Source organism: Hydrogenophaga sp. UC242_50 (genome assembly GCF_042697355.1).
Lineage (GTDB): Bacteria > Pseudomonadota > Gammaproteobacteria > Burkholderiales > Burkholderiaceae_C > Hydrogenophaga.
Genome location: NZ_CP170553.1, coordinates 106,369 through 129,971 on the forward strand (window position 1 = coordinate 106,369; position 23,603 = coordinate 129,971).

At 69.2% G+C, this 23,603-nt stretch carries 24 protein-coding genes and 2 pseudogenes; 15 read left to right on the top strand and 11 right to left on the bottom strand.

Annotation, left to right across the window (positions count from 1 at the left end):
- Positions 1-2: 2 nt before the first annotated feature.
- Genes ACFJGX_RS00545 through ACFJGX_RS00555 form a run of 3 tightly spaced genes read right to left on the bottom strand, consistent with a single transcriptional unit; the run spans position 3 to position 1,150 of the window.
- Positions 3-314: a hypothetical protein gene (locus ACFJGX_RS00545; protein ID WP_382323073.1), complete on the bottom strand. Its 312-nt coding sequence runs from the start codon at positions 312-314 to the stop codon at positions 3-5.
- A complete protein-coding gene (locus ACFJGX_RS00550) occupies positions 266-484 on the bottom strand; it encodes a hypothetical protein (RefSeq protein WP_382327532.1) in 219 nt (72 codons plus the stop codon). Before ACFJGX_RS00550 ends, ACFJGX_RS00545 begins: the two co-directional genes overlap by 49 nt.
- A 6-nt stretch (positions 485-490) precedes the next feature.
- On the bottom strand, positions 491-1,150 hold the full coding sequence (locus tag ACFJGX_RS00555) for an ankyrin repeat domain-containing protein (protein ID WP_382323071.1): 660 nt from the start codon (positions 1,148-1,150) through the stop codon (positions 491-493).
- A gap of 73 nt (positions 1,151-1,223) precedes the next feature.
- On the opposite strand from ACFJGX_RS00555, the gene ACFJGX_RS00560 reads away from it, so the two are divergent.
- Complete coding sequence (locus ACFJGX_RS00560) at positions 1,224-2,087, top strand: LysR family transcriptional regulator (RefSeq protein ID WP_382323070.1); 864 nt, start codon at positions 1,224-1,226, stop codon at positions 2,085-2,087.
- Positions 2,088-2,147: 60 nt separating this feature from the next.
- Here ACFJGX_RS00560 and ACFJGX_RS00565 read toward each other — a convergent pair whose 3' ends face one another.
- Positions 2,148-3,128 carry an MBL fold metallo-hydrolase gene (locus tag ACFJGX_RS00565; RefSeq protein ID WP_382323069.1) on the bottom strand — a complete coding sequence of 327 codons (981 nt, stop codon included), beginning with the start codon at positions 3,126-3,128 and terminating at the stop codon, positions 2,148-2,150.
- 62 nt (positions 3,129-3,190) lie between these two features.
- On the bottom strand, positions 3,191-3,808 hold the full coding sequence (locus ACFJGX_RS00570; protein WP_382323068.1) for a TetR/AcrR family transcriptional regulator: 618 nt from the start codon (positions 3,806-3,808) through the stop codon (positions 3,191-3,193).
- Between the two features lie 37 nt (positions 3,809-3,845).
- Between ACFJGX_RS00570 and ACFJGX_RS00575 the strand changes: the two genes are divergently transcribed.
- Positions 3,846-4,199, top strand: a complete 354-nt coding sequence (locus ACFJGX_RS00575) for a TfoX/Sxy family protein (RefSeq protein ID WP_382323067.1) — start codon at positions 3,846-3,848, stop codon at positions 4,197-4,199.
- 88 nt (positions 4,200-4,287) lie between these two features.
- Here the strand turns inward: ACFJGX_RS00575 and ACFJGX_RS00580 are convergent, their stop codons facing one another.
- Positions 4,288-4,785, bottom strand: a complete 498-nt coding sequence (locus ACFJGX_RS00580; RefSeq protein ID WP_382162253.1) for a DUF2917 domain-containing protein — start codon at positions 4,783-4,785, stop codon at positions 4,288-4,290.
- A 127-nt stretch (positions 4,786-4,912) separates the two neighbouring features.
- Here ACFJGX_RS00580 and ACFJGX_RS00585 point away from each other — a divergent pair.
- Both ACFJGX_RS00585 and ACFJGX_RS00590 read left to right on the top strand, forming a co-directional pair.
- Positions 4,913-5,942, top strand: a pseudogene (locus tag ACFJGX_RS00585) (LysR substrate-binding domain-containing protein).
- Positions 5,943-6,010: 68 nt separating this feature from the next.
- Entirely contained in the window at positions 6,011-6,928 is a 918-nt protein-coding gene (locus ACFJGX_RS00590; RefSeq protein ID WP_382162256.1) for a DMT family transporter, read from the top strand.
- A 46-nt stretch (positions 6,929-6,974) separates the two neighbouring features.
- On the opposite strand, the gene ACFJGX_RS00595 is transcribed toward ACFJGX_RS00590, so the two are convergent.
- The 3 genes from ACFJGX_RS00595 to ACFJGX_RS00605 all read right to left on the bottom strand — a co-directional run bounded on the left by ACFJGX_RS00595 (position 6,975) and on the right by ACFJGX_RS00605 (position 9,142).
- Entirely contained in the window at positions 6,975-7,601 is a 627-nt protein-coding gene (locus tag ACFJGX_RS00595; RefSeq protein WP_382327534.1) for a hypothetical protein, read from the bottom strand.
- Positions 7,550-8,422 (bottom strand): hypothetical protein, encoded by an 873-nt coding sequence (locus ACFJGX_RS00600; RefSeq protein ID WP_382327536.1) that lies wholly within the window; start codon positions 8,420-8,422, stop codon positions 7,550-7,552. Before ACFJGX_RS00600 ends, ACFJGX_RS00595 begins: the two co-directional genes overlap by 52 nt.
- A 69-nt stretch (positions 8,423-8,491) precedes the next feature.
- Entirely contained in the window at positions 8,492-9,142 is a 651-nt protein-coding gene (locus ACFJGX_RS00605) for a 5-formyltetrahydrofolate cyclo-ligase (protein WP_382323065.1), read from the bottom strand.
- An 87-nt stretch (positions 9,143-9,229) separates the two neighbouring features.
- On the opposite strand from ACFJGX_RS00605, the pseudogene ACFJGX_RS00610 reads away from it, so the two are divergent.
- The 5 genes and pseudogenes from ACFJGX_RS00610 (at position 9,230) to ACFJGX_RS00630 (ending at position 13,920) form a co-directional block, all read left to right on the top strand.
- Positions 9,230-11,192 (top strand): annotated as a pseudogene (locus tag ACFJGX_RS00610) (transglycosylase SLT domain-containing protein).
- Positions 11,193-11,197: 5 nt separating this feature from the next.
- On the top strand, positions 11,198-12,151 hold the full coding sequence (locus ACFJGX_RS00615; RefSeq protein WP_382323064.1) for a complex I NDUFA9 subunit family protein: 954 nt from the start codon (positions 11,198-11,200) through the stop codon (positions 12,149-12,151).
- A gap of 93 nt (positions 12,152-12,244) precedes the next feature.
- Positions 12,245-12,583: a metal-sensitive transcriptional regulator gene (locus tag ACFJGX_RS00620; protein WP_382162267.1), complete on the top strand. Its 339-nt coding sequence runs from the start codon at positions 12,245-12,247 to the stop codon at positions 12,581-12,583.
- 133 nt (positions 12,584-12,716) lie between these two features.
- On the top strand, positions 12,717-13,406 hold the full coding sequence (locus tag ACFJGX_RS00625) for a glutathione S-transferase family protein (protein ID WP_291121718.1): 690 nt from the start codon (positions 12,717-12,719) through the stop codon (positions 13,404-13,406).
- A 7-nt stretch (positions 13,407-13,413) separates the two neighbouring features.
- Positions 13,414-13,920, top strand: a complete 507-nt coding sequence (locus tag ACFJGX_RS00630) for a DinB family protein (RefSeq protein WP_382323063.1) — start codon at positions 13,414-13,416, stop codon at positions 13,918-13,920.
- Between the two features lie 37 nt (positions 13,921-13,957).
- On the opposite strand, the gene ACFJGX_RS00635 is transcribed toward ACFJGX_RS00630, so the two are convergent.
- Positions 13,958-15,067 carry an S-(hydroxymethyl)glutathione dehydrogenase/class III alcohol dehydrogenase gene (locus ACFJGX_RS00635; RefSeq protein ID WP_382323062.1) on the bottom strand — a complete coding sequence of 370 codons (1,110 nt, stop codon included), beginning with the start codon at positions 15,065-15,067 and terminating at the stop codon, positions 13,958-13,960.
- A 199-nt stretch (positions 15,068-15,266) separates the two neighbouring features.
- On the opposite strand from ACFJGX_RS00635, the gene ACFJGX_RS00640 reads away from it, so the two are divergent.
- The 6 genes from ACFJGX_RS00640 (at position 15,267) to ACFJGX_RS00665 (ending at position 22,623) form a co-directional block, all read left to right on the top strand.
- Positions 15,267-16,262 carry a GlxA family transcriptional regulator gene (locus ACFJGX_RS00640; RefSeq protein ID WP_382323061.1) on the top strand — a complete coding sequence of 332 codons (996 nt, stop codon included), beginning with the start codon at positions 15,267-15,269 and terminating at the stop codon, positions 16,260-16,262.
- A 45-nt stretch (positions 16,263-16,307) separates the two neighbouring features.
- Complete coding sequence (locus tag ACFJGX_RS00645; protein ID WP_382323060.1) at positions 16,308-17,603, top strand: multifunctional CCA addition/repair protein; 1,296 nt, start codon at positions 16,308-16,310, stop codon at positions 17,601-17,603.
- A 105-nt stretch (positions 17,604-17,708) separates the two neighbouring features.
- On the top strand, positions 17,709-18,452 hold the full coding sequence (gene otsB / locus ACFJGX_RS00650) for a trehalose-phosphatase (protein ID WP_382323059.1): 744 nt from the start codon (positions 17,709-17,711) through the stop codon (positions 18,450-18,452).
- Positions 18,449-20,263 (top strand): glycoside hydrolase family 15 protein, encoded by a 1,815-nt coding sequence (locus ACFJGX_RS00655; RefSeq protein WP_382323058.1) that lies wholly within the window; start codon positions 18,449-18,451, stop codon positions 20,261-20,263. Before otsB ends, ACFJGX_RS00655 begins: the two co-directional genes overlap by 4 nt.
- Positions 20,263-21,645 (top strand): alpha,alpha-trehalose-phosphate synthase (UDP-forming), encoded by a 1,383-nt coding sequence (gene otsA, locus ACFJGX_RS00660; RefSeq protein WP_382327538.1) that lies wholly within the window; start codon positions 20,263-20,265, stop codon positions 21,643-21,645. Before ACFJGX_RS00655 ends, otsA begins: the two co-directional genes overlap by 1 nt.
- Before the next feature lie 69 nt (positions 21,646-21,714).
- On the top strand, positions 21,715-22,623 hold the full coding sequence (locus ACFJGX_RS00665; protein WP_382323056.1) for a mechanosensitive ion channel family protein: 909 nt from the start codon (positions 21,715-21,717) through the stop codon (positions 22,621-22,623).
- Here ACFJGX_RS00665 and glk read toward each other — a convergent pair whose 3' ends face one another.
- Entirely contained in the window at positions 22,624-23,598 is a 975-nt protein-coding gene (gene glk, locus ACFJGX_RS00670; protein WP_382327540.1) for a glucokinase, read from the bottom strand.
- Between the last annotated feature and the right edge of the window lie 5 nt (positions 23,599-23,603).

The following is a 23,603-nucleotide window of genomic DNA, read 5'->3' on the forward strand; positions in this document are numbered from 1 at the left end:
GCCTAGGCCTTCCGGTTCCGTGCCTGCGCCTGCGCCTGCGCCCATTGCGCGTACAGATCTGGGCGCGGCACCGGCAGGTGGCGAATGTGCATGGACTGCTCGGCCAAGGGCTTGGCGAGGTCTTCGTAGATCGCCGCCGTGGACAGCCCGAACGGCGCGCCCTCCTCGTTGGAATAGGCGTAGGCGACCCGCACCACGCCGGCCAGCCGCATCGCCGCCAGGCACATGGGGCAGGGGTGGCCGCTGGCGTAGACAGCGCAGCCGCTCAGGTCGGGCGATCCGAGCCGGCGGCTGGCGGCGCGCAGGGCCGACATCTCCGCGTGGGCCGTCGGGTCGTGGGTCGCGCAGGATCTCGTTGACGCCGGTGCGCCAGCACCTCGCCACCGCGCACCACCACCGCGCCGAACGGGCGGCCGCCCTGGGCCATGTTGTCGCGCGCCAGTTCGATGGCCTGGTGCAGGAAGTGGGTGTCTGTGTCGCTCATGGGGCTTCAGCGCGCGTGGGCGGCCAGCAGCATCGCTTCGATCGGCTTCTGGCCCTTGGTGCGGGCATGGCGCAGCGGCGTGACGCCGTCCTTGTCCGCCAGGTTGACATTGGCGCCGGCCTTCACGAGCAGGCCCACGATCTGCTGGTGGCGCTCGCCGCCGTCGCCCAGGATGATGGCCTCCAGCAGCGCGGTCCAGCCGAGCCGGTTGACGTGGTCGACCGCGACACCCGCCTCGATCAGCGCGCGCACCGTCTCCACATGGCCGCGCTCGGCCGCCGGGATGAGCGCGGTGCCGCCGTAGCGGTTGGTGCTCTTGAGATCGGCGCCGTGCGACAGCGTCATCTTCAGGATGGCCAGGTGGCCCCGGGCTCCCGCGTAGAGATAAGGGCTGTCGTTGATGCCGTCCTTGGCATTGACGTCGGCGCCGGCCTCGATCAAGGCGCGGGCCGCCTCGACCTGGTTGGCATGGGTGGCGACCAGCAGCGCGGTCGCGCCACTGCCGTCGCGCGCGTCGATCGGCGCGCCCTCGGCCAACAGCCGACGGATGCCGGCGACATCGTTCCGGCCGGCGGCGACATGCAGCGGGAAGGCCTTCCCGGCCTCACTCCCCGAAGAGGCAAATGGAAGCACGGCGAGTGAGGCAAGGATGGAACGGCGAAGCATGGTGGCTCCACTGTAGGCAAGGCGGCCAACATTTGGAAATTAAATGTTAGGATGAATTTCATCCATTTTTCAAATGATTCCTCTGCTCGACCCCCGCCTGCTGCGCGCTTTTGCGGCCATCGCCGATGCCGGCAGCTTCACCCTGGCGGCGGACCGCCTGAGCATGACGCAGTCCACCATCAGCCAGCAGCTCGCCCGCCTGGAAGAAGCCGTCGGGCAGGTGCTGATCGATCGCGCGGCGCGGCCGATCCAGCCCACGGCGGCCGGCGAGCGCCTGCTCGGCTACACGCGCCGCATCCTGGCGCTGCAGGAAGAGGCGGCATCGGCGCTGCGCGACCCCGCGGGCACGGTGTCCTTGCGCATCGGGGTGCCCGAAGACCTGGTCAGCGCGCCGATGGCCCAGGCCTTTGCGGACTTTGCGCGGCGCCACCGCGAGATCCACCTGGACGTGACGGCCGGCCTGAGCCGCGATCTGATCCGGCGCTACCGGGCCGGTGAACTGGACATCGCCATCGCCAAGGAACAGAGCGCCAGCCCCGATCACCGCGCGAGCTTTCCCGAGGCCATGGCCTGGTTCGAAAGCGCCGAGGCCCCGCCGGCCTGGCCCAACCCCCTGCCGCTGGTGGCTTTTCCGCCCGGCGGCCTCTACCGCGAGGCCATGTTCGAGCGCGTGGAACAGGAGCGGCTGGGCTGGTACATCGCCTTCACGGGCAACAGCCTGCACAACGTGCTGGTGGCGGTGGAGGCCGGGCTGGGCCTGTCGCTCCTGCCCCGGAATGCGGTGGCCGGCTACCGCGTGCGGCGCCACGCGCCGTTCCAGGGCGAACCGCCGATCGCGGTCTCCATCTATGCCGGGGAAGGCACGGGCCCCCTGGCCGAACTGGTGGCGCAGATGGCGGCCGTGCTGGCCGCCCGAAGCGGGCAGCAGCCCGCCTGAGCCAGGCCTGCGGTCAGCCCTGCGGCGCGCTGTGCGCTTGTAGGTCCGCCCGCTTCGCGGTCAGCCCTGCAAGGCCGCCCACATGTCCTTGTCGCGCTCGGCCGTCCAGATGCGGGGGTTCTTGATGCCCTTGGCTTCGTCGTAGGCGCGGCTCACGTCGAACGGCAGGCAGTGTTCGTAGATGAACACGTGGCCGAACACCGGGTCCATGCTCTTGCGGGTGTGGGCCATGGCGGCCTTGAGGTCCATGCCGGCGGCGGCGGCTTCCTTGCCGGCCTGGAACAGCGTGGTCACCCAGCGCTTGGTGTAGTCCAGCGCCTTGTCCACATCGGCGCGGCCCTTCATGGCTTCGCCACGGCCGGGCACGATGGCCTCGGCCTGGAGTGCGCGCAGGGCTTCGAGCGTGGCGGGCCATTCTTCCAGCTGCGCGTCGCCGGTGTACACGCCGGCTTCGTATTCCACCAGGTCGCCGCTGAACAGCACCTTCTCTTCTTCCACCCAGGCGATGGTGTCACCGCGCGTGTGGCCCTGGCCCGGGTGCCAGATCTCGACCTTCACGCCACCCAGGTCCACGGTCAACGAGCCCTGGCGGCCGGGCTGGCCATCGCCCACCACCAGCGTCGGCCAGGTCAGGCCGGGCACGCTCTCGGAGCCCCGGAACAGGCGCGGGAAGCGCTCCATCTCGCTCTGCATGTCCTCGGCGCCGCGCTCCACGATGAGTTCGTAGGTGCCGCGGCTGGCGATCACTTCGGTCGCGCCCTCGGCCACGTAGGCGCTCGCACCCAGCACGCGCACCGCGTGGTAGTGGGTCAGCAGCACGTACTTGATGGGCTTGTCGGAGACGGTTCGGATCTGCCTGATCAGGTCCTGCGCCATGGCCGGCGTGGCCGTGGCGTCGCTCACCATGATGAACTTCTCGCCAATGATCACGCCCGAGTTCGGGTCGCCTTCGGCGGTGTAGGCCCAGCAATGTTTGCTGAGCTGTTCGAAAGTGGTTTTCTTGTCGTCCAGGTCGGCCTGGGAGGCGAAGGCTTTGCTCATGGGGGGTCTCCTGTGGGGAAGCACAAATTTTACCTAAACGAAATCAATTACGCATACGTAAATCATGATGCCCCCGTGGGGCCACCGGACAAACCGCGTTCCAGCATCTGCACCACCTCCTCGGCGAAGGCGCTGTAGCTCATGGGGCCGCCCGGGCGCAGCCAGGTGAAGGTCCAGTTGATCATGCCGAACAGCATCATGGTCAACGCGGTCTGGTTGGCCGGTGTCACGCGCTCGGGGTAGGCGCGGATGATGAAACGGGTGAACGCCGCCACCACATCGCGCTGGCGGTTGACGATCAGCATGCGTTGCACGGGGCCGAGGAACTTGGTGTCGGACACCAGGGCGATGTGGCGCGTGGCCGAAGTCTCGTACTCGGCCAGGAAGGCCCGCACCAGCTCGCTCAGGGCGTCGCGCTCGCTCAGGTTCTTGCGTTGCGCGCGCGCCTCGGCCTCGCCGATGAGGGCGAGCAGGCGCTGGGTGTAGCGGTCGAGCAGGTCGAACAGGATCGCTTCCTTGCTCTCGTAGTAGTGGTAGAGCCGCGCCTTGCTGGTGCCGCAGGCGGCGGCGACCTCGTTCATGCTTGTGGCGGGAAAACTCTGCGCGGCGAAGCAGCGCGCCGCGACGTTCTGGATTTCGTCGCGCTTGAGCTCGTGGGATGCGGATTTTGGTCGGGCCATCGGCGCATTCTGCCGGATGGCGCCCTAAGATCCGGCCATGGTCAAACCCGTCGATCCCTTCGCCCGACACGCCTGCGAACTGCTCTCGGGCGTGGGGCCGTGCGTGCCCAAGCGCATGTTCGGCGGCTGGGGCATTTCCACCGACGGCATGAACATCGCGATCATTGCGTGGGACACGCTGTTCCTCAAGACCAACGCCGAGACCGAGCCGCGCTGGCTGGCCGCCGGCGGCCGCCCCTTCGTGTACGAATTCAAGGGCAAGTCCGGGCGGCTGCACTACCACACGCCCCCGGACGAGGCGCTGGAGTCACCCGCGCTCATGCTGCCCTGGGCACGGCTCGCGCTGGAGGCGGCGGTGGCCGCGCGCAAGCCGAAACGCAAGCCCCGCTGACGGCCGCAGCGCAGGGCCGCCCCAAGCAAGGCCAGCCCCCTCGGAGGGCAGCGACCCGCGCAGCGACAGAGCGTGGGCGCGCGAGGCCTCAGGGCGGGTTGGATTCGTAGGGCGTGAGCACCCGGCCCCGGCCGGCAACGAGGTACTCGCTGTAGCCGAACAGGCCGCGCATCAGCCGGGCGAACGCCCAGCCTGCCTGCCCCAGGGCCACGGCAAGCTCGCGCGACGGCGCCACCACCTCGCGGCCGAAGCGATCGGGCTGGTCCACGGCCTGGGGCTCGGCGCACCAGTCGAAACGCACCGGGCCGGCGCTGGCCGGCTGCCAGGGCTCCATCACCAGGCGCGCGCCCGCCGGCACCACCAGGCTTTCACCCGCGGCCAGCATCACGTCACCCGATTCGTTGCCCGCGCCCTGGTGCGGCACACCCAGCGTCACCCACGCTCGGCCCTGCGTGATGTGCAGGCGGCTCGGCACCTGCGGGCGCAGGGTCATCGCGCGGCGCGCGTCGAGGCGCCAGCCACGCAGGGCAGCGGGGCAGGCAACGCGGTCGGACACAACGGCAATGGGGGCGAAACGGGTGTTCATGGAAGGCTCCTTAACAAGGGACGATGGCTCATCCTGGGAATGAATGTTCGGGCCGAACGCCCTCTGCGTCCAATGAATACGCAGTAAGCTATTGATTCGCTAACCGCATCAATGCCCGGAGCCCCCCATGCAGCTCACCAGCAGCCACCCCCGCACCCGCCCCATTGCCGCCGGGCATCTGCGCGCCTTCGAAGCCGTGGCCCGCCACCTCAACTTCCGCGCTGCCGCCGAAGAACTCTCGCTCACGCAAAGCGCGGTCAGCCGGCAGATCCAGGCGCTCGAAGACGAGGTCGGCACCGCCCTCTTCCTGCGCCACACGCGCGCGGTCGAACTCACCAGCGCGGGCTCGCAACTGCTGCGCGCCTCCAGCATGGCGCTGGAGCGCATCGACGCGGCCGTGCGGCAGATCCGCCAGAGCGCGGGCCGCAAGGGCGCTGCGCATCACCACCTGGGCCTCGTTCGCCTCCATGTGGCTGATTCCGCGCCTCGAAGCCTTCCAGCGCGACCACCCCGACATCGACATCCGCATCGACGCCACCGACAACGCTGTGGACCTTGCCACCTCCGACGTGGACCTCGCCCTGCGCTACGCCGTGCCACAGGCCATGCCCGCCGACGCGCAGCGCCTCTTCGGCGAACAGCTCACGCCCGTGGCCAGCCCCTGGCTGCTCAAGACCCAGCCCATCCACAGCATTGAAGACCTCTCGCGCTGCGCCCTCATCGAGGCCGGTGACGCGCACCGCACGCGCCACCTCGAATGGCTCACCTGGCAACGCTGGCTCGACACCTTCGGCAACAAGCCCGCCACCCCGGCCGGCAAACGCGGTGGCCGTGCCACGCTGGCCAAGCTCTCGCCGCAGCGCTGGATGTACTTCAACTACGCCAACCAGATCGTGCAGGCCGCACTCACCGGCCAGGGCGTGGCGCTCGCGCGCCTGCCGCTGGTGGCCGAAAGCCTGGCCAGCGGCGCGCTGGTCGAGCCCCTGCCCCACACCCGGCTGGACTCGCCGCTCGTGTACTGGCTGCTGGTCGCGCCGCGCAGCGCGCAGCGGCCCGAGGTCAAGGCCTTTTGCGAATGGCTGCTCAAGCAGGCCGCCGAAACGCGCGAAGCCATCGGCGACGTGCCCGATCCCGACACAGTGGACCAGATGGACTGAGGCGCGGTGGTGCCTGCGCGATCGCGCGCGCTCAGGCACACTCCGGCGCTTTCCCATCCAAAGTCTTCATGTCGTCCTCTCAGCACCTCGCCGCCGGCAACCTGCGCAGCATCACCTTCATGCTCGTGGCCGTGGGCTTCTTCGCGTTCATGGACGCGGTGCTCAAGACCCTCTCCGCCACCTACCCGGTGCTGCAGATCGCCGCGCTGCGCGGCCTCACCGCCCTGCCGCTGGTGCTGCTTTACATCTCGTGGCGCGGTGGCTGGCACACCTTGCTCAAGGTCCGCTGGCCGCTGCACCTGCTGCGGGGCGTGCTCGGCATCACCATGCTCGCGCTGTTCACCCTGGGCGTTCGCGAGCTGCCGCTGTCGGCCGCGTACACGCTGTTCTTCATCTCGCCGCTGCTCATCACCGCCCTCTCGGTGCCCGTGCTCAAGGAGCGCGTGCCCAAGGCGCACTGGTGGGCGATTGCCATCGGTTTCGTGGGCGTGCTCATCGCGCTGCGCCCCAGCGGCGGCGACCTGCAGGCCGGCTTCGTCACCCTCGGCGGCCTCGCCACGCTGGGCGCGGCCCTGTGCTACGCGATCTCGGCCGTGGTCGGGCGCCTGGCCACCCGCACCGACAGCAGCGAGAGCATGGTGTTCTGGATGATGGTGTTCATGGCCCTCGGCGCGGGCGCGCTCTCCTGGGCCGAGTGGGTGCCGATCCGGCGCAGCGACGCGCTGTTGCTGGTGGCCCTGGCCGTCACCGGCTTCTGCGGCCAGCTCGCCATCACCGAGGCTTTCCGCCACGGCCAGGCCTCGGCCGTGGCCCCGTTCGAGTACAGCGCGCTGGCCTGGGGCCTGGGGCTGGACTGGCTGATCTGGCACACCCTGCCCAGCGCCCACACCTGGGTGGGCGCGGCCATCATCGTGGGCAGCGGGCTCTACCTCGTGCGGCGCGAGAAGCGCATCACCGAGGTGCACGCGAGCGCGGACCATCCGTAGCGGCGCCGGGCAACCGGCATCGAAGACCGGTTTCGCCCAAAGCCGCCTAGACGCCCAATGGTTCCAGCTGCGCCCGCACGAGCATCCTCTGCTCCGGGGGAAGTTGGTCGGCAACGTTCAGAACGGCCTCGCGCGCCAGCACCTTGGCTTCGCTGTCCAAGCCATACAGGCCATTGGCCGCCTCGATCAACACCCCTTCCCGGCCTTCAGTCATCGACTCGACCACCACCAGGAGCGCGTTGAGCACCTGCAGCATCGATGAGCTGTCCGGCAGCACCGAGAGACGGCCAGCCAGGGCGACCAGTGGCTGCGCGCGCTGAGCATCGGGCAATGCCTTCGCCCCATCAAGAACGGCGTCGAACCCGTTTTTGCTGACGTCTTCGGGAAGGTTTGCGCATTGGGTTGCCAACGCAACCAGCACCGCGCCTTGCTCGTCAGCGGGAATGACCTGGTTCATTTGCAGGATCCGATCGAACGACGCCTTTCTTTCTTCATTGGGAATGCACGCCAGTTCTTTGGCCAAGCAGACCAGGCATTCGCTGCGCCGAGCCAGCGGCGCCTCATTCGCGATGTTCAACAGCGCGTTGAACCGGTTTTCCACCGACTCTTCGGTGAGCGAGATCAATGACCCGGCCAGTTCCTCGAAAACAGGCCATCCCTCATCGAACGGCATGTCTTGGCCAGATTCAGGAGGGCATCGAATCGATCGTGCCGGTCGTCTTGCCACAACTCCCAGAAGCGCCCCCCGAGGGCCACCAGCGGCTTCGATCGGAAACCCTGCGGCATGGCCTCGACAAAGCACAGCATCTGGTCAAACACCTTCGTTCTGTCCTCGATGTCAAAGAGACGGGTCAGCTTCTCCGACAAGGCCATCAAGGGGGTCCCCTGCATGTACTCATCGAGTTGCTTGATGCTTGCCAGGAACGACTGAAACGCCGGCATGACGCCATCTTGTGACCGCGTCACCGAGAAGTGGCTTCTGATCGCCTGGGCCAGCAGCCGGTCTTCGGTGGCCTTCCTGAGTTTTCGGTTGACCGCACCTGCGACCCGCACGTCCGCCTCGGCCAGATAGCCCGTGATGTGCCGAACCAAGTCGCGTTGCAACGTGTTCAGCGGCGAGGCGCACTGGCGGATGGTCTCTTTCAAGTCGGCGTGAATGTCCTTGGACCACGCGCCATTCGGGTCCGAGAGGCTCAACTCATCGCGCAGAGCTTGCAGTGCGGCCCTCGCCTCACAGCGCCTTTCAGAGGTCAGGGCACTGAATCCGTGGTTCATGGCGGTCAACACCGATCGGCAATCCGCCAGACCCAGGAAGGGGCCTTCGAGCGGGAAGAACGTGCCCAGCGTTTCCTGCATGAGGAGGGCCAGGTCTTCATAGGAGCGAAGGCGACCCTGAGAGCCGACGATGTCGCCTTCATTCGACGCGGCACAGCGGCCGGTGTTCGACGCAATGTGGAAAGAATTCATGTTCAAACAGTCTTTGATACCCAGCACGGCGCTGGAAGACCTGAGTGACTCACCCATTTCCCCAAGTTCGCCGTGCGACCGACACGGCGGTGCCGCTCAGCGCTCAGGCCACATCACGCCCGTGTCGCTCAGGATCGCGTCCAGCGGCACATCGTGGATCTCGGGCTTGAGGTAGGGCAGCCAGCCGAAGTCGTAGCCCAGGCCCACGGTGAACGGCTTGGGATTCAGGCTGGCGAGCGTGCGGTCATAGAAACCGCCGCCATAGCCCAGGCGGAAACCGCCGGGCCCGTAGCCCACGCAGGGCACGAAAATCAGCGTGGGCACGACGATCTCGGTGTCCTTCGGCTTGGGAATGCCGTAGGCGTCTTCTTCCATCGGGCAACCCGGGTACCAGGTGTAGAAGGTCAGCGTCTTGTCCACCTTGTTCACCACCGGCAGGCCGATGCGCCGGTGCTGCTGCTGCCCTTGCGCGTCCTCCTCCAGGCCGGCCTCCTGCCAGCGGAACAGCGCGGGCAGCGGATCGAACTCGCCCTTGATCGGCCAATACGCGCCGATGACGGTGTCGGGCCGGTGGATCAGCCACACGCGCATGACCCGCTGCAGCAGGTCGTTGCGCCAGGCGCGGTCGGCCAGAGACTGTCGTTTTTCAATCAGCGATTTGCGCCATTCGACCTTCAGCGCAGCCGCCGATCCGTCGCCCGGCGAAGCGTGGGGTTTGTGGGGACTCTGACCGTCTTTGTTGTCCATAATCGACACATGAATCTGGTTGATGAGAAACAGGGCAGCGCGCGGCGAATCGGTCGACGCCTGCAAGGGCTGGGACTGCGGCTCATTATGGCGGTGCTCGTGACACCGGGCCTTGCGCTGGCACAAGCCACCAGCGGCGGCGGCGATGCCGCGCTGCTGGAGATGCGCTCGGCCTATTCGCGCGGCAACAGCTTCCAGCTCGCCAACCTGCTGCCCACCGTGCGCGGCCACGCGCTGGAGCCGCTGGCGAACTACTGGAGCATCCGCTCGCGGCTGGACATCGCCACGCCGGTGGACATCCGCGCCGCGCTCGACCGCATGGCGGGCACCTACTGGGAAGACCGCCTGCGCAACGACTGGCTGCTGCAGTTAGGCAAGGCACGCGACTGGGCCAACTTCGACGCCGAGCTGCCACGCTTTCGCATGAACGACGACCGCCAGGTGCGCTGCTACGCACTCATGCGCGACGTGATGACCGGCCGCGCGACCGGCGAGGCCGTGGCGCCCGTGGTGCAGGCCAACTGGCACGCGCAGCGCGAGGCCGAAGATGGTTGCGCGACCGCCGCCAAGTTCCTGCTCGACGCCGGGCAGCTCAAACCCCAGGTGGTGTGGCAGCGCGCCCGGCTGGCCATGGACGCCAACCGCGCGCGCGCTGCGCACCCAGGCCGTGGCAGTGCTGGACCCGGACCTGAGCGCCACGGTCGACAGCATCGCAAGCGACCCCGCGAAGTACCTGGACGAAAAACTCACCGCGATCCGGCCCCGCACCAAGGAACTGGTGACGCTGGCCATCATCCGCCTCGCCGCCAACGACCCCACCGCCGCCGCGCTGGAGATGGACCGCACGCGCTGGAAGGCCCAGCTCACCAAGGAAGAGCGCAGCTGGACCTGGGGCGTGATCGGCAAGCGCTCGGCGCAGAAGCTGCAGGCCGAGGCGCTGGGCTACTTCGCCAACGGCGAAGACCGCCACATGCACGACGAGCACCTGGCCTGGAAGGCGCGCGCGGGCATGCGCGCGGGCTCCTGGAGCGCCGTGCACGATGCCGTGGCCGCCATGAGCGAGGCCCAGCAGAGCGACCCGGCCTGGGTGTACTGGGAAGCGCGCGCGGTGCAGGCGCTCAAGCTGCCCGACCCGGTGGCCGCCTCGGCCAAGGCGCGCGAGCTGTTCGAGAGCATCGCCTCCACCCGCGACTTCTACGAACAGCTGGCGATGGAAGAACTCGGCCGGCCCATCACCGTGCCGGCCGCGCCCGCACCGCTCACCGCCGAGGAAGTCGCCGCCGCGCAGAACAACCCCGGCCTGCGCCGCGCGCTGATCGCCATCCGCCTGGGCCTGCGCAGCGAAGGCGTGCGCGAGTGGAACTACACCGTGGGCCTGCACACCCCCGGCGGCATGGGCGAGCGCGAGCTGCTGGCCGCCTCGGCCCTGGCCTGCCAGCATGAGCTCTGGGACCGCTGCATCAACACCAGCCTGCGCACGCCCGAATCGATGGACCACGCGCAGCGCTTCCCCACGCCGCACCGCGCCCAGGTGGTCAGCCGCGCCACCGAGATCGGCCTGGACCCGGCCTACGTGTACGGACTGATCCGGCAGGAAAGCCGCTTCATCACCGACGCCCGCTCGGGCGTGGGCGCTTCCGGGCTCATGCAGGTGATGCCGGCCACCGCGCGCTGGACCGCCAACAAGATCGGCCTGACCAACTTCAAACCCGCCCAGATCACCGAGCGCGACACCAACATCCAGATCGGCACCGCCTACCTGAAGTTCGCGCTCGACGACTTCCAGGGCTCGCTGCCGCTGGCCGCCGCCGCGTACAACGCCGGGCCCGGCCGCTCGCGCCAGTGGCGCAACGGGCCGGTGCTGCCGGGCGAGGTCTGGACCGAGAACATCCCGTTCGAGGAAACGCGCGACTACGTCAAGCGCGTGCTGGCCAACACCACCAACTACGCCGCGCAAATCACCGGCCAGCCGCAGTCGCTGCGCGCGCGGCTGGGCACCGTGGGCCCGCGCCCGGTGAACGCCCCCACCGTCAACCCCGACCTGCCCTGACGCCCATGAAGAACGTTCTTGTCCTCGGTGGCACCGGCTTCATCGGCCGCCACGTCTGCGAAAAACTGCACCGCCAGGGCTGGCGCATCACCGTGCCCACCCGCCGCGCCCTGAACGCCGCGCATGTGCAGCACCTGCCTCGGGTGACGGTGCTCGAAGCCGACGTGCACGACCCCGGGCAACTGCTCAGCCTGCTGGACGGGCACGACGCGCTCGTCAACCTCGTGGCGATCCTGCACGGCAGCGAAGACGACTTCGAGCGCGTGCACGTGGAACTGCCACTCTCGCTGGCCGAGGCCTGCGCGGCCGACGGCATCCGCCGCGTGGTGCACGTGAGCGCGCTGGCCGCGAGCCTGGACGGCCCGTCACGCTACCAGCGCAGCAAGGCGCGCGGCGAAGAGGTGCTGCGCGGCGCGGGCCTGGACCTCACCATCCTGCGGCCCAGCGTGGTCTTTGGCGAGGGCGACCGCTTTCTCAACCTGTTCGCGCGCCTGCAGGCCGTGCTGCCCGTCGTGCCGCTGGCCGGCGCGAACGCGCGCTTTCAGCCCGTGTGGGTGGAAGACGTGGCCCAGGCGGTGGTGACCTGCCTGCGCGACCGCGACCTGCCCATGAGCAGCGCGGGCCAGACGTTCGAATGCGTCGGGCCCGAGGTGTTCACCCTGGCCGAGCTCGTGCGCATCGCCGGGCGCCATGGCAGCCGGCAGCGCCCCGTGCTGCCGCTGCCCGCACCACTGGCGCGGCTGCAGGCCATGGTGATGGAGGCCATGCCCGGCGACCCGGTGATGAGCCGCGACAACCTCGATTCGATGACGGTGGACAACGTGGCCTCGCGGCAATGGCCCGACCTTTCGGCACTGGGCATCCGGCCCGCCAGCGTGCACAGCGTGGCCCCGACCTACCTCGGCGACCGCGGCGGGCGCAGCCAGCTGTTGGATTACCGGCACGGCGCCGGCCGCTGAGCCGAAACTTCGGGCTTTTTTGGGGGCGGGGGTATTTTTTTGGCACACTTCGCGTGTGGCAGAAATGAATACCTTTAACCGACAGGAGCCCCAATGGCCGCACCCGTTCTCAAAAAGCCCAACCGCCGCCTCGCGCCCATCCCCACCCCCACCGAGGAAGACTCGACCTACCGCCCCGAGCATCAGCGCGATGTGGTCAACCGGCTCAAGCGCATCGAAGGCCAGGTGCGCGGCCTGATCGAGATGGTTGAGAATGGCCGGGGCTGCGAGGATGTGGCCCAGCAGATGTGTGCCGCGCGCAAGGCGATGGACAAAGCCTTCTACCGGATGATGGCCTGCTCGGTCATGGAAGCGGTGTCGGAATCGGACTCCGAAATCAACACCTTCCTGCAGGTGGAGCGCTCGACGCGCATTCTTGAAAAATACGCCTAAAGCATTCACCTCAGAACACCTTCCGTGAACCCGCTCGGGCCTCATGGGCCGCGAATCAATCGCCTGGCGTTTTGGCATCAATGCGTGGCCGGCGACCCTCTACCATGGGCGGTTCTTTCAGGAGATCCTTTCCATGGCACTGCAGCTCTACGTCGGCAACAAGAACTACTCGTCCTGGTCCATGCGCCCCTGGGTGCTGATGAAGCAGGCGGGCATTGCGTTCGAAGAGAAGATGATCCGCTTCGACTCGTTCGACGTGAATTCGGTCTTCAAGAAGGAGTTGCGCGCGGTCAGCCCGGTCGCCAAGGTGCCGGTGCTGGTGGACGACGGCTTTGCCATCTGGGACACGCTGGCGATCGCCGAGTACCTCGCCGAGCGTTTCCCCGAGAAGCAGCTCTGGCCGCAGGACGTGCGCGCCCGGGCGCGGGCGCGCAGCGTCTGCGCCGAGATGCACAGCGGTTTTGGCGCGCTGCGCAACCACTGCCCCATGAACATCGAGGCCTCGCTGCCCGAGATCGGCCGCCTGATCTGGCGCGACAAGCCGGACGTGCGCGCCGACGTGGCCCGCCTGTGCGGCCTGTGGAGCGAGCTGCTGGCGGCCCAGCCGGCCGGGGCCCTGCTGTTTGGCGCGTTCAGCATCGCCGATGCGTACTTCGCACCGGTGTGCATGCGCATCGCCACCTACGAGCTGCCCGTGCCGGCCGACCTCGCCGCCTACGTGGCCCGCGTGCGCGCGCTGCCCGGGGTGAAGGCCTGGGTGGACGAGGCGCTGGCCGAGCACGACTTCATCGATTTCGACGAGCCGTACCGGCTGGGCCGCTGAGCGGATGATGAACGCCGTCACCCTCGCCGCCCTGGAAGCCTTCCCGGGCCAGCTGGAGGCGCACTTTGCCGCGTTCCCCAGCGGGTTCACGCAATGGGCGCCGCCGTCCTGGGCCGGCGTGCCCAGCGAGCCGCTGACCGCGCTCGAGCAGGTCTGCCATGTGCGCGACATCGAAATCGATGGCTATCAGGTGCGCTTCCACCGCACGCTGAACGAAAGCCATCCGACGCTGGTGTCCATCGACACCGACGCCCTGGTCATCGAACGCGGCTACGGCACGTCCGACGCGGCGCAGGCCCTGCTCGACTTCCGCGCCGCGCGGGCCCGCACGGTGGCCCTGCTGGCCGGGCTGGCGCCCGATCGGTTCGAGCGCACCGCGGTGTTCGAGGGCTATGGGCCCGTGACCCTGCGCGGCCTGGTGCACTACCTCTGCAGCCACGACCAGCAGCACCTGGCCGGCCTGCAGTGGCTGCTGGGCCAGATCGAGGCTTCGCGCGTGCCCGCGAACGGCTGAGCCGTTCACCGCGGTCCCGCCCCGCAAGCGCGACCGCTCAGAAGCGCACGACGGTGCGGATCGACTTGCCTTCGTGCATCAGGTCGAAGGCTTCGTTGATCTCGCTGAGCTGGCGGGTGTGGGTGACGAAGGGCGCCAACTGCAGATGGCCTGCCATCGCGTCGCGCACCATGCCGGGCAGTTCGGTGCGGCCTTTGACGCCGCCAAAGGCCGTGCCCATCCACTTTCGGCCGGTGACCAGCTGGAACGGGCGTGTGGAAATTTCCTGGCCCGCACCGGCCACGCCGATGACCACGGACTGGCCCCAGCCGCGGTGCGCGCACTCCAAGGCCGCGCGCATCACGTGGACGTTGCCGATGCACTCGAAGGAATGGTCCACGCCCCAGCCGGTCATTTCCACGATGACCTGCTGGATGGGTTTGTCGAAGTCCTTGGGGTTGACGACATCCGTCGCGCCGAAGGTCCTGGCCAGGTCGAACTTCGAGGGGTTGGTGTCGACCGCGATGATGCGGCCGGCCTTGGCCAGCTTGGCGCCCTGGACCACGGCCAGACCGATGCCGCCCAGCCCGAACACGGCCACCGAGTCGCCTTCCTGCACCTTGGCCGTGTTCTTGACGGCCCCCAGGCCGGTGGTCACGCCACAGCCCAGCAGGCAGACCTGCTCGGGGTTGGCCTGCGCGTCGATCCTGGCCAGGGACACCTCGGCCACCACGGTGTACTCGCTGAAGGTGGAGCACCCCATGTAGTGGTGGATGGGCTGGCCGTTGTAGGAGAAGCGCGTCGTTCCATCGGGCATCACGCCCTTGCCCTGGGTGGCGCGCACGGCCACGCACAGGTTGGTCTTGCCGGATCGGCAGAACAGGCATTCACCGCATTCGGCCGTGTACAGCGGGATCACGTGGTCGCCCGGCTTGACGCTGGTGACGCCTTCGCCGACCTCGACCACGATGCCTGCGCCTTCATGGCCCAGGACCACGGGGAAGAGACCTTCCGGGTCGTCGCCGGACAGCGTGAAGGCGTCGGTGTGGCACACGCCCGTGTGCGTAATGCGGACCAGCACTTCGCCCTGGCGCGGCGGGGCCACGTCGATTTCAACGATCTGAAGCGGTTCTCCGGCCTTGAAGGCCACGGCAGCGCGCGATTTCATCTTTGGGGGGTCCTTATAGTTGGCTTCGTCTTTCGAAGAGGGCCCCGCACGATATCGGCGACGGCGCCTGAGCGCTACCCGTTGACGGGCGCTTCGAGCCGGGTTGGCCGGCGCATCGGTCAAGTTGGCCGGATCGGAACGGGCCATTCGTGAAACGACAACACAGGCACAACGAAACCACTGAAACATGGAAGTCCCTATGCACTCTTCACCCGTCCGGGTCGACCTGGTCGTGTACCCAGGGTTCAAGGCGCTGGAGGCCATCGGCACCATGAGCGTGCTGGAGTACGCCAACATCCATCTGGCGCAAAGTGGCCGACCGCCCGGCTACAGCGTGAGGATCGCCTCCACCCGGGTTGGCACGATCGCCTCCGACCTGCAGATGTCGCTGGAAGCCACGAAGGCCGTGGACGCGACCGACCTCCCGGACATCGCGGTCATCGTGGGCGCGCGCGCCATCGAGCAGGCCCTGGCGTCGAACCAGCCTCTGGTGGAATGGGCCCGCGACAACGCCTCCCGGGTGAACCGCCTGGTGGGCCTGTGCTCGGGCAGCTTCTTCCTCGCGGAGGCCGGGCTGCTGGACGGCCTGCGCGCCACCACCCACTGGAGCGCGGCGGGCCTGCTGCAGCGAAAGTTCAGGGATGTGAAGGTGGAGCCCGACGCGATCTACATCCGCGCCGGTCATCTCTGGACGTCGGCGGGCGTGACCGCCTGCATCGATCTGGCGCTGGCCCTGGTGGAAGAGGATTTCGGCCGCTCCCTGGCCCTGGCGGTGGCCCGGGATCTGGTCGTCTACCTGCGGCGCCCAGGCGGGCAGTCCCAGTACAGCATGCACCTGGCCAGCCAGAACACCACGCACCCGGGCATCCGCGAGGTGCAGGACTGGATTCTCTCCAACGTCGCGTCGCCGATGCCGCAGAGCGATCTGGCCCGGCGGGCGGCCATGAGCGAGCGGAATTTTCGCCGCGTGTTCGTGAAGGAAGTGGGCGTCGCGCCGAACCAGTACATCGACGCGGCCAGGCTCGACAAGGCCTGCGTGCTCCTGCAGGACGGGGACCTGCCCTTGAAGTCGATCGCCGGGCGCGTCGGCTATGCCTCCGAGCAGTCGCTGCGCAAGCTGTTCCTGAAGCAACTGGGCGTCACGGCCGAGGAGTACCGGGTGCGCTTCAGCAGCGCGCGCCGGCATTCGGATTGAGCACCCAGGCGCGGCCGGCCAGCCCCTGCGCCTAAACTTGCCTCCATGAAAACCTATCTCGTGGGCGGCGCGGTGCGCGACGCGCTGATGGCGCGCGCTTCGGACGCGCCCGCCGCCGTCTCGCACGCGGACCGCGACTGGGTGGTGGTGGGCGCCACGCCCGAAGCCATGGCGGCCGAGGGCTTCCTGCCGGTGGGGCGCGACTTTCCGGTCTTTCTTCACCCGAAGACCAAAGAGGAATACGCGCTGGCGCGCACCGAGCGCAAGACCGCGCCGGGCTACCACGGCTTCGCTTTCCACACCGAGGCCGGCGTCACGCTGGAAGACGATCTCGCGCGGCGCGACCTCACCATCAACGCCATGGCGGTGGCCGCCGAGCACGCGGACGACCCGGCGCGCGCGCCCTTGATCGACCCGCACCAAGGCCAGCGCGACCTGCGCGAACGCGTGCTGCGCCACGTGACCGGGGCCTTCGCGGAAGACCCGGTGCGCATCCTGCGGCTGGCCCGCTTCGCCGCGCGCTTTCCCGATTTTTCGGTGGCGCCCGAGACCCTGGCGCTGATGCGCGAGATGGTGGCGAACGGCGAAGTCGACCACCTGGTGGCCGAGCGCGTGTGGCAGGAGCTGGCGCGTGGCCTCATGGAGCAACGCCCCAGCCGCATGCTGGAGGTGCTGCGCGACTGCGGTGCCCTGCAGCGGCTGTTGCCCGAGGTGGACCGGCTCTGGGGCGTGCCGCAGCGCGCCGAATACCACCCCGAGGTGGACACCGGCGTGCACCTGATGATGGTGCTGGACATGAGCGCGCGCCTGGCCGCGCCGCTGACGGTGCGCTTCGCCTGCCTGTGCCACGACCTGGGCAAGGGCACGACGCCGGCCGACGTGCTGCCGCGCCACATCGGCCATGAAGAGCGCAGCGCGCGCCTGCTCAAGGGCGTGTGCGAGCGGCTGCGCGTGCCCACCGATTGCCGCGAACTCGCCGACGTGGTGGCGCGCGAGCACGGCAACATCCACCGCAGCGGCGATTTCAGCGCGGGCGCGGTGGAGCGCCTGCTGGAGCGCTGCGACGCGCTGCGCAAGCCGGCGCGTTTCCATGAAGTGCTGCTGGCCTGCGAATGCGACGCGCGCGGCCGCCTCGGCCTGGAAGAAGAACCTTACCCACCGCGCGAGCGGCTGGCGCTGGCGCTGTCGGCCTCGCGCTCGGTGGACACGGCCGTGGTCGCGGCCCAGGCCCAGGCCGATGGGCTGAGCGGCCAGCGCGTGGGCGAGCGCATCCACCGCGCGCGCGTCACCGCCGTTTCGCAGGCGCTGGGGTCTTCGGCGCCCGAAGCCCCGGGCGATTGAGCCCATCCGCGCGCCGTCAACCGGGGCCGGAGTCTCTCACCCACGAGGTGGGTTAAAACGATTTTTCACGACATGGGACCGCTCACCCTGTTACGGTAGGGGCCAATGAGCACACTGCCCCAACTGCTGAGCGACCGCTCCGCGCTGTTTCTGGACTTCGACGGCACGCTCGCCGATCTGGCCGGCAGGCCCGATGCGGTGGAGATTCCTCCGGCACTGGTGACCTTGCTGAATGGCCTGCACCAGCGGCTGGATGGCGCGCTGGCGCTGGTGACGGGGCGCGCCCGCGAAGACCTGGAGCCCATGCTGGCCTCGCCCTGGCCGTGGCCGGCGGCGTTCGAACACGGCGCGGTGCGCCTGTCGCCCCACGGGGGGGCGGCCACCACGCGCCCAAGCGGACTGGCGCGCGCGATCGCCGCGGCCGAACAGCTGGTGGCGCGCCACGCGGGGCTGCTGCTGGAGCGCAAGCAGACCTCGATGGCCCTGCACTACCGGCAGGCGCCCATGCTGGAAGCGCTGTGCATGAGCACGCTGACGCAGGCCATCACCGACGAACCCGGCCTGCAGTTGCTGCACGGCAAGGCCGTGGTGGAGGTGAAATCCGCCCGGGTGAGCAAGGGCGCCGCCATCGAGGCCTTCATGCAGGAAGCGCCCTTCGCGGGCCGCGTGCCGGTGTTCGCGGGCGACGATGTGACCGACGAGGCCGGCTTCGACGTGGTGCAGCGCCTGGGCGGCGAAGGCATCAAGGTGGGCGATGGCCCAAGCCTGGCCCGCCACCGCTGCCCCAGCCCGGAGGCCCTGCGCACCTGGCTGGCCGACGCCCTCCTCCTTCCCAGCACACGCCCATGAGCCCCACCCCCGGTTTCGCGCCACCCGCCGCCCCCTCGCTGTCGCTGGGCATGGTCGGCAACTGCGCCTTCAGCGCGCTGATCGACCCGCACGGCCGCGTGGTCTGGAGCTGCCTGCCGCGCTTTGACGGCGACCCGGTGTTCCACGCCCTGCTGGGCGGCGACGATCTCGAAAAGGGCGCGTTCGCGATCGAGATCGAGGGCCTGGCCGAAGCCACCCAGCGCTACGAGCACAACACCGCCGTGCTGGTGACCGAGCTCTGGGACCACGACGGCAACGGCCTGTCCATCACCGATTTCGCGCCGCGTTTTCTCTCGCGCGGCCGCTACTTCCGGCCCACCCAGCTGGTGCGCCGCGTGCGCCCGCTCAAGGGCGCGCCGCGCATCCGCGTGAGCCTGCTGCCACGCTTCGACTGGGGCCGCGTCACGCCCACCATCACCTCGGGCAGCAACCACATCCGCTACGTGGGCGAGGGGCTGACGCTGCGCCTGCACACCGATGCCTCCATCAGCCACGTGCTCTCGCGCGAGCCTTTCCTGCTCACGCGCGAATGCAACTTCATGTTCGGCCCGGACGAGACGCTGGAGACCGGCATCGGCGACACCGCGCGCCACTTCGAGCAGGAGACCCTGGCCTACTGGCGCAACTGGAGCCGGCGCCTGGCGGTGCCGCTGGAGTGGCAGGAGGCGGTGATCCGCGCGGCCATCACGCTCAAGCTTTCGCTGTACGAAGACACGGGCGCCATCGTCGCGGCCATGACCACCAGCATCCCCGAAGCGCCGGGCACCCAGCGCAACTGGGACTACCGCTACTGCTGGCTGCGCGACGCCTTCTTCGTGGTGCGCGCGCTCAACAGCCTGTCCGAGGTCGGCACCATGGAGGACTACCTCAGCTGGCTCGCCAACGTGGTGGTGGGCGCGGGCGGCGGCCACATCCAGCCGCTGCACGGCATCGGCCTGGAGCGCGAACTGCCCGAGAGCATCTGCGACACCCTGCCCGGCTACCGCGGCATGGGGCCGGTGCGCGTGGGCAACCAGGCGCAGGAGCACTTCCAGCACGACGTGTACGGCAACATCGTGCTGGCCGCCGCGCAGGCCTTCCACGACGAGCGCCTGCTGCACCCGGCGGGCCTCGCGGAGTTCGAACAGCTCGAAGTGGTGGGCGAGCGCGCGCTGCGCATCTACGACCAGCCCGACGCCGGCATGTGGGAGCTGCGCACGCGCGCGCGCGTGCACACCAGCTCGGCCCTGATGTGCTGGGCCGCCTGCGACCGGTTCGCCAAGATCGCGCGCACGCTGGAGATGCCCGGGCGCGCCTCCTACTGGGCGACCCACGCCGAAACCATGCGCGAGCGCATCCTGCGCGAGTCCTGGAGCGAGGAGCGCCAGGCCTTCGCCGAGAGCTTCGGCGGGCGCGACCTCGATGCCAGCGTGCTGCTGATGGTGGAGGTGGGCATGATCGACCCGATGGACCCGCGCTTCCTCGCCACGCTGGACGCGCTGGAGAAGCACCTGTGCGACGGCCCCTTCATGCGGCGCTACGAGGCCGCCGACGATTTCGGCAAGCCCGAGACCGCGTTCAACATCTGCACCTTCTGGCGCATCGACGCGCTCGCGCGCACCGGCCGCGCCGACGAGGCGCGCGCGATCTTCGAGACCATGCTGGCCGCGCGCAACCCGCTGGGCATGCTGTCGGAAGACACCCACGCCACCACCGGCGAGATGTGGGGCAACTTCCCGCAGACCTATTCGATGGTGGGCATCATCAACGCCGCGGTGCGCCTCTCGGCCCGCTGGGATTCGGTGATTTGATGGGACGGCTCGTCGTCATCTCCAACCGCATCGCCGATCCGCGCAAGACCGCCTCGGGCGGGCTGGCCGTGGCGCTGGGCCAGGCGCTCGAGGCCTCGGGCGGGCTGTGGTTCGGCTGGAGCGGCAAGGTGGTGGAGGACGGCACGCCCGGCGAGGGTGAGCTGCACGTGCAGAACGCGGGCAAGGTGCAGCTGGCCACGGTGGACCTCAGCCGCGAGGACCACGACAGCTACTACCTGGGCTACAGCAACGGCGTGCTCTGGCCGGTGTTCCACTACCGGCTCGACCTGGCCGACTTCGACGCCGGCTACATCGGCGGCTACCGGCGCGTGAACCAGATGTTCGCGCACAAGCTCAAGACCCTGCTGCGGCCCGACGACATCATCTGGGTGCACGACTACCACCTGATCCCGCTGGCCGCTGAGCTGCGCGCCATGGGCTGCGAGCAGCGCATGGGCTTCTTCCTGCACATCCCGCTGCCACCCCCGCTGATGCTGGCCGCCGTGCCCGAGCACGACTGGCTGATGCGCTCGCTGTTCGCCTACGACCTGGTGGGCTTCCAGAGCGAGGCCGATGTGTCGCACTTCGCGCGCTACGTGGGCACAGAGACGCCGGCCGACATCCTGGGCGAACACGAATTCCGCGCCTTCGGCAAGACACTGCGCGCGCAGGCCTTTCCGATCGGCATCGACGTGGACGAGTTCATCGAGCTCGGCAAGGGCCGCGAGTCGCAGGACATGCACGAGCAGATGCTCAAGGAGTATTCGCGCCGCCGCCTGCTGCTGGGTGTGGAGCGCATGGACTACTCCAAGGGCCTGCCGCAGCGGCTCAAGGCGTTCCGCCAACTGCTGCAGGCCTACCCGGAGAACCTGGGCAGCGCCACGCTGATCCAGATCGCCGCGCCCAGCCGCGAGACGGTGGACGCCTACGCCGCGCTGCTGCAGGAGCTGGAGAGCCTGTGCGGCGCCATCAACGGCAACTTCGGTGAACTGGACTGGATGCCGGTGCGCTACATCCACCGCAACGTGGCGCGCAAGCGCCTGCCCGGGCTGTACCGCGCCGCCAGCGTGGCGCTGGTGACGCCGCTGCGCGATGGCATGAACCTGGTGGCCAAGGAGTTCATCGCCGCGCAGGACCCGGACGACCCCGGCGTGCTGGTGCTCTCGCGTTTTGCCGGCGCGGCCGAGCAGATGCGCGAGGCCCTGCTGGTCAACCCCTACGACACCACGCGCACGGCCGAGACCATGCAGCGCGCGCTGCAGATGCCGCTGGAGGAGCGCCAGCGCCGCCACCAGGCGCTGCTGCAGGGCATCCGCGAGCAGGACGTGCACTGGTGGCGCGAGCGCTTCCTGGCCGCGCTGGCGGCCGTTCCCAATCCGTAAACCCTTTCACGGCGGGCGCCGGCCGCGAGGCCGGCGCCCGCTTTGCTTTTTCTTTTTCCGGAGCACCCCATGAACGAAGCCTTCATCGACATCGCCACCCGCTGGTGGACCAGCCTGGGCGGCGCCGCCGCCAGTCTCACGCGCATCGTGCTGATCGTCCTGGTGGCCTGGCTGCTGGTGGTGGTGCTGCAGCGCGTGGTGGGCACGCTGCGCGAGCGCATCGCCAGCCGGCTGGACGACCGCGAGGCCGCCAAGCGCGCCCAGACGCTGGACCGGGTGTTCCGTTACCTGATCGTCGTGGTGGTGAGCCTGGTGGCCGGCATGCTGGTGCTGGGCGAGGTGGGTGTGTCGGTCGCGCCCATCCTGGGGGCGGCGGGCGTGGTGGGCCTGGCGGTGGGCTTCGGCGCGCAAAGCCTGGTGAAGGACTACTTCACCGGCTTCTTCCTGCTGCTGGAGAACCAGATCCGCCAGGGCGACGTGGTCAAGATCGGCGACCACGCCGGCATGGTGGAGGTGGTGACGCTGCGCTACGTGCAGCTGCGCGACTACGACGGCAACGTGCACTACGTGCCCAACGGGTACATCAACACCGTGGTCAACATGACGCGCGACTTCAGCCACGCGGTGATGGACATCCGCGTGGCCTTCCGCGAGAACGTGGAGGACGTGATGGCCGTGATGCGCGACGTGGCCTCGCAACTGCGCGCCGACCCGGCGTTCGAGCCCCGCATCCTGGCCGACATGGAGATCGCCGGCGTGGACAACTGGGCAGAGTCGGCGCTCATCATCCGCTGCCGCTTCCGCACCCTGCCGCTGGAGCAGTGGGGCATCAAGCGCGAGTACCTGCGCCGCCTGAAGGCGGCCTTCGATGCGCAGGGCATCCAGATCCCGGTGCCACACCTCATGGTGTACCCGGGGCAGGACCGCGAGGGAGCGGTCCCGCCGCTGGGCGCCGCGCAGGCCGCGCCCCAGTCGTGATCAGGGCCGCGCGTCGAGCGCGCGGGCGGCGCCGAGCAGCGCGGGCGATTGCTGCGCGGTGATCACCCACACCGGAATCCCGCTCTGGTAAGCCTCGAAGCGGCCCTTGGCTTCGAAGCGTTCGCGGAACGGCGAGGTATCGAACCAGGTGCCCAGGCGCGGCACCACGCCCCCGCCGATGTAGACCCCGCCGCGCGCACCCAGCGTGAGCGCGAGGTTGCCGGCCACCGCACCGAGCACGCCGCAGAGCATCTCCAGGGCCTCCAGCGCCTGCGGATGCCGGCCTTGCAGCGCGGCCTCGGTGACGGCGGCGGCGCTGCCGAACGCGCGGGCGTCCACGCCATCGGCCTCGCACAGGATCTGGCAGGTCTCCAGCAAGCCGGTGCCGCTGGCCACGCGCTCGGCCGAGGCATGGCCGTGGCGGCGCACCAGCGCGTCCATCACCACCCGCTCGCGCGCGGTGGCCGCGGGCAGGGTCACGTGACCGCCCTCGCCGGCGATCGGCACCCAGCCGCCCGCACCATCGGGCAGCAGGCCCGACACGCCCAGCCCCGTGCCCGCGCCCAGCAGCGCGATGGCCGCGCCGGGCACCGCCGCGCCGCCGCCCACCTGGCGCAGCTCGTGCGCGGGCAGGTGCGGCAGGGCCAGGGCCAGGGCGGTGAAGTCGTTGAGCACGCGCAGCGTGCTCAGGCCCAGTTCGTCGCGCAAGGCCGCCTGCGAGAACGACCAGTCGTGGTTGGTCATGCTCACGCGGTCGCCCGTGACGGGGTCGGCCATGGCGATCGCCGCCGCCGTGGGCTGGCGGCCCAGGCCGCCGAGGTAGACGCGGATCGCGGCCTGCAGGCTGGCGTGCTCGGCCACCGGCAGCACCTGGATGTGCTCGATCGGTGCGCCCTGGCCGTCCTGCCAGGCCAGGCGGGCGTTGGTGCCGCCCACGTCGGCCAGCAGCCGGCCTTGTCGGGGAGATGAAGACATGGTGC